Raw genomic sequence first — 4,725 nt, 5'->3', positions numbered from 1 at the left:
TGCCGAACTCAGAAGTGAAACGCCGTAGCGCCGATGGTAGTGTGGGGTCTCCCCATGCGAGAGTAGGGAACTGCCAGGCATCAAATAAGCAATAACCCCGACCGAAAGGCCGGGGTTTTTTGCGTTTTATTTGCTCACTACTTCGAGTATTTTTCCCCCTAAAACTCCTGGTTGCCGCTGAGCAGCGCCAGAAAATCCTCAACCCTCACAGGGCGAATCGGGTACACTAACTGACAGTTTACTCTGTGAAGGTTGTAATATGTCCCGCCAGCAACACTCGTTAAAACCCTGGAATACCTTCGGCCTTGAAGCTCATGCCAGCCGCGTCAGCGTGGTGGAAAACGTTGAAGATCTTTGCCGGTGCTGGCAGGAGAGCACCCTGGAAAATGAGCCGGTATTACTGCTGGGAGAAGGTAGTAATGTACTGTTTCTGAATGATTTTTCCGGTCAGGTGATCGTCAACCGTATCAAAGGCATCAGCGTTGAAGAGACAGAAGATGCATGGTCTTTGCATGTGGGAGCCGGGGAGAACTGGCATCAGCTGGTAGAAACGACCTTAACGCAAAATCTTGCAGGTTTAGAGAATCTTGCCCTGATACCGGGATGTGTCGGGTCGGCTCCGATTCAAAATATTGGTGCCTATGGCGTTGAGCTGGAACAGATATGTGACTACGTTGATGTCGTCTGTCTTTCTGACGGTATGCGTCAGCGCCTGAGTGCAGCAGAGTGCCAGTTTGGCTATCGTGACAGCGTATTCAAACATCACTACCGTGATGGCTATGCCATCGTGGCTGTCGGATTACGTCTGCCGAAGCGCTGGGCTCCCGTTCTGAGCTATGGTGACCTGCGTAACCTTGACCCTGTAACAGTCACCCCTCTTCAGGTTTTTGAAGCCGTATGCCACATGCGTCGCAGCAAGTTGCCCGACCCGAAAGTGACAGGTAATGCCGGAAGCTTCTTTAAAAATCCCCTGGTCAGCGCCGACATTGCTGCTGCGCTGAAAGCACAATATCCGGACATTCCTCAGTATCCCCAGAATGCTGGTGAAGTGAAGCTGGCCGCGGGCTGGTTAATCGACCAGTGTGCGCTGAAAGGCTATCGTCACGGCGGCGCAGCGGTTCATCAGCAGCAGGCTCTGGTGTTGATTAACGCCGGTGGGGCCAGCGGTCAGGATATTGTTGAGCTGGCCCATATCGTGCGTCAGCGCGTGGCTGAGAGATTTAATGTCTGGCTGGAGCCGGAAGTACGTTTTATAGCGGCTCAGGGTGAAACAGACGCCGTTGAGGTTATTGCATGAAAGACAACACTGTACCCTTAAAGCTGGTTGGCATCCTTTCTGATGGGGAGTTCCATTCCGGGGAGCAGCTCGGTGAGCAGTTAGGGATGAGCCGGGCGGCCATTAATAAACATATCCACACGCTGAAAGAGTGGGGCATTGATGTCTATACCGTCACCGGTAAAGGCTACAGTCTGGCCACTTCAATGCAACTGCTGGATGAGCAAGCCATCAATGCACAGCTGGAGCAGGGTCGTCTGGCGGTGATCCCGGTGATTGATTCCACCAACCAATATTTACTGGACCGCATGGACAGCCTGCAATCCGGAGATGCCTGCGTCGCAGAGTATCAGCAGGCAGGGCGTGGAAGACGTGGCAGACAGTGGTTTTCTCCATTTGGCGCTAACCTTTATTTGTCAATGTACTGGCGACTGGAGCAGGGGCCAGCAGCGGCAATGGGGTTAAGCCTGGTGATTGGTATCGTGCTGGCTGAAGCCTTGCAGGAGCAGGGAGCGCCTGGCATTCGAGTCAAATGGCCAAATGACATTTACCTCGACGATCGTAAGTTGGCGGGTATTCTCGTTGAACTCACGGGGAAAACCGGGGATGCTGCGCAGATCGTGATCGGTGCAGGTATCAACCTGGCAATGCGTGAGCCAGGTGCAGAGGTGATTAATCAGGGCTGGATTAATCTTCAGGAAGCCGATGTCACGGTCGATCGTAATGTGCTGTCGGCACTCATTATTAATAAAATGAGAACCGCACTGGCACAATTTGAACAGGACGGACTGGCGCCTTTCGTGGAGCGCTGGGCACGGTTAGATAACTTTATCGATCGGCCAGTGAAACTGCTGATTGGGGACCGTGAAGTTCACGGGATTGCCAGAGGTATTGACCAGCAGGGTGGGCTGATCCTCGAACAGGACGGTGTGAAAAAGTCCTGGGTGGGTGGTGAGATTTCACTGCGTCCGCAGAGTTAAAAAAAGAGGGGGCTGCCCCCTCTTTACCTATTTCCTCAGGCTGACCAGATCGACCGCATGATCACTACTTTTCGTCATGATCAGGCTGGCACGCTCGCGGGTAGGCATAATGTTCTCTTTTAAATTCTTATAGTTAATCTCTTTCCACAGCTGGGTCGCGATCCCCACCGCCTCTTCTTCAGGCAGTTGCGCATAGTGGTGGAAATAAGAGTCCGGGTTGCTAAAGGCACCCTGTCTGAATTTAAGAAAGCGATTAATATACCAGCGTTCCAGTAGCTCTTCTGGAGCATCAACGTAAATCGAAAAGTCTACGAAGTCTGAGACAAAGACATGATGAGGGTCATGGGGATAATCCATACCACTCTGTAACACGTTGAGCCCTTCCAGAATCAGGATATCGGGCTGCTGGACGATCTTGTCCCCCTCGGGGATAACATCATAAATCAGATGCGAATAGACCGGCGCTGTCACCTGATCGGCACCTGACTTGAGGTCGGAGACGAATTTTACCAGGCGGTGCATATCATAAGAGAGCGGGAAGCCTTTCTTCTTCATCAGCCCACGTTCTTTCAGTACGGCATTAGGATGCAGGAAACCGTCAGTGGTGATCAGTTCCACTTTGCGATGCTCCGGCCAGCGGCTGAGTAGCGCCTGCAATACACGAGCGGTGGTGCTCTTTCCTACGGCCACACTGCCTGCAATACTGATGATGTAGGGGATCTTTTGCCCGTTTGTGCCTAAGAACTGCTCAAGAACAGCCTGGCGCCGTAAATTAGAGCTGATATAGAAATTCAGCAGACGAGACAACGGCAGATAAATCTCCGCCACTTCTTCCATGGAGAGATCTTCGTTAATTCCCTCCAGGCGAGCGATTTCATCTTCCGAAAGGGTCATAGGTACCGAATCACGCAGTGCAGCCCATTGGTTGCGGTTGAACTGCAGATAAGGCGTCGTTAACAAGGAGTCTTTTTTGCTCATATGCGTGCTTCTGCCAGCAATTTTATACCCTTCAATAGGTTAGCCCCATTAAGTCAACAGCTTCCGGTTGTTGTCAGGCTTCGTTATTAAGGGAAATTTCATCAAAGAATGGTCGGAGGTTACCACCAGACGGGCATGAATAAGAAGGAAAAAAGAAAGTCAGCGGGTGCAAACGTAATCACACCCGCATTAATGATATTTTTCCTGGCAATCGAATGTCGGCCTGATGGGATAGCGGGTCACCCTAAAATATTATCCCTGAGGTCATTTTATAAGCGATTAAACGCGAGTACTTTGATATTACTTAAAAGTCAGGGGGGTATCCGCACAGAATGAAAGTTAGCGTATTGGCGTTTCTTTGAGCGGGGTTGCAGCATAAACAGGCTAATTTGCGAAGAGTTGCACAAATAGTGAGCATAAGAACAATTATCGCAATTTTTTTGTTGCATCCTACCTCCGGTCTTCCTAGAATGCGCTCCACTTGATGCCGGCTTAGCTCAGTTGGTAGAGCAACTGACTTGTAATCAGTAGGTCACCAGTTCGATTCCGGTAGCCGGCACCATCAAGTAACGAAATACCCCAGGTGGGGTTCCCGAGCGGCCAAAGGGAGCAGACTGTAAATCTGCCGTCATCGACTTCGAAGGTTCGAATCCTTCCCCCACCACCATTTCGACTCAGCGTTCAGGAGTTGAAAGCCGTAAGAGAGATAAACAACTCGAACGGAAAAGATGGCAGCCTGTGCAGGTTTGTCCATCAAGATTTCAGACTGAGCTCAAGCACAGTCAAGGTCATCAGGCAAAAGCGTGTTGACTTGAACAACGAAGAAAGCTTTTTCTAAGTTGTTCGCAAGCTACAGACAGAACAGGTAGCCGAGTTCCAGGATGCGGGCATCGTATAATGGCTATTACCTCAGCCTTCCAAGCTGATGATGCGGGTTCGATTCCCGCTGCCCGCTCCAAGCCGTGCTGATATGGCTCAGTTGGTAGAGCGCACCCTTGGTAAGGGTGAGGTCCCCAGTTCGACTCTGGGTATCAGCACCACTTTCAAAATCTCCCTCCCTGCTTCTTCTCTGTGCATTAAAATTCAACGATTCAGGCAATGCCTGGTTGATGTGGTGATATCACCGATTAATCCGTGTCTTAGAGGGACAAGCGATGTCTAAAGAAAAATTTGAACGTTCCAAACCGCACGTCAACGTTGGTACTATCGGCCACGTTGACCACGGTAAAACTACCCTGACTGCTGCTATCACCACCGTTCTGGCTAAAACCTACGGCGGTTCTGCTCGTGCGTTCGACCAGATCGATAACGCGCCAGAAGAAAAGGCACGTGGTATCACCATCAACACCTCACACGTTGAATACGACACCCCAACTCGCCACTACGCGCACGTTGACTGCCCAGGCCACGCCGACTATGTGAAAAACATGATCACCGGTGCTGCTCAGATGGACGGCGCTATCCTGGTTGTTGCTGCGACTGACGGCCCAA

4 protein-coding genes and 4 tRNA genes are annotated in these 4,725 nt (G+C 51.1%); 7 read left to right on the top strand and 1 reads right to left on the bottom strand.

The window, feature by feature from the left end:
- Positions 1–259 precede the first annotated feature (259 nt).
- Together murB and birA are read left to right on the top strand one after the other, a co-directional pair.
- Positions 260–1,297, top strand: a complete 1,038-nt coding sequence (gene murB, locus ABEH87_RS21500) for a UDP-N-acetylmuramate dehydrogenase (protein WP_346579381.1) — start codon at positions 260–262, stop codon at positions 1,295–1,297.
- The gene (gene birA, locus ABEH87_RS21495; RefSeq protein WP_346579379.1) at positions 1,294–2,256 is read left to right on the top strand and encodes a bifunctional biotin--[acetyl-CoA-carboxylase] ligase/biotin operon repressor BirA; all 963 of its coding nucleotides are present in this window, start codon (positions 1,294–1,296) and stop codon (positions 2,254–2,256) included. The genes murB and birA overlap by 4 nt, the downstream gene beginning before the upstream one ends.
- Positions 2,257–2,283: 27 nt before the next feature.
- Here the strand turns inward: birA and coaA are convergent, their stop codons facing one another.
- Complete coding sequence (coaA, locus tag ABEH87_RS21490) at positions 2,284–3,234, bottom strand: type I pantothenate kinase (protein WP_346579377.1); 951 nt, start codon at positions 3,232–3,234, stop codon at positions 2,284–2,286.
- A gap of 486 nt (positions 3,235–3,720) precedes the next feature.
- On the opposite strand from coaA, the gene ABEH87_RS21485 reads away from it, so the two are divergent.
- The 5 genes from ABEH87_RS21485 to ABEH87_RS21465 form a co-directional block, all read left to right on the top strand.
- Positions 3,721–3,796 (top strand) — tRNA-Thr (locus tag ABEH87_RS21485).
- Positions 3,797–3,816: 20 nt separating this feature from the next.
- Positions 3,817–3,901: transfer RNA gene (locus tag ABEH87_RS21480), tRNA-Tyr, on the top strand.
- Between the two features lie 216 nt (positions 3,902–4,117).
- Positions 4,118–4,192, top strand: a tRNA-Gly gene (locus ABEH87_RS21475).
- 6 nt (positions 4,193–4,198) lie between these two features.
- Positions 4,199–4,274 (top strand) — tRNA-Thr (locus ABEH87_RS21470).
- A gap of 114 nt (positions 4,275–4,388) precedes the next feature.
- The coding region (locus ABEH87_RS21465) for a GTP-binding protein (protein ID WP_255886957.1) at positions 4,389–4,725 on the top strand (337 nt) is incomplete at its 3' end.

Origin of the sequence: Erwinia sp. Eh17-17, assembly GCF_039675725.1 — a bacterium.
In the GTDB taxonomy this organism is placed as follows: domain Bacteria; phylum Pseudomonadota; class Gammaproteobacteria; order Enterobacterales; family Enterobacteriaceae; genus Erwinia.
Note: the sequence above shows the minus strand (reverse complement) of the source record. Positions and strands in the feature narration are given on the sequence as shown.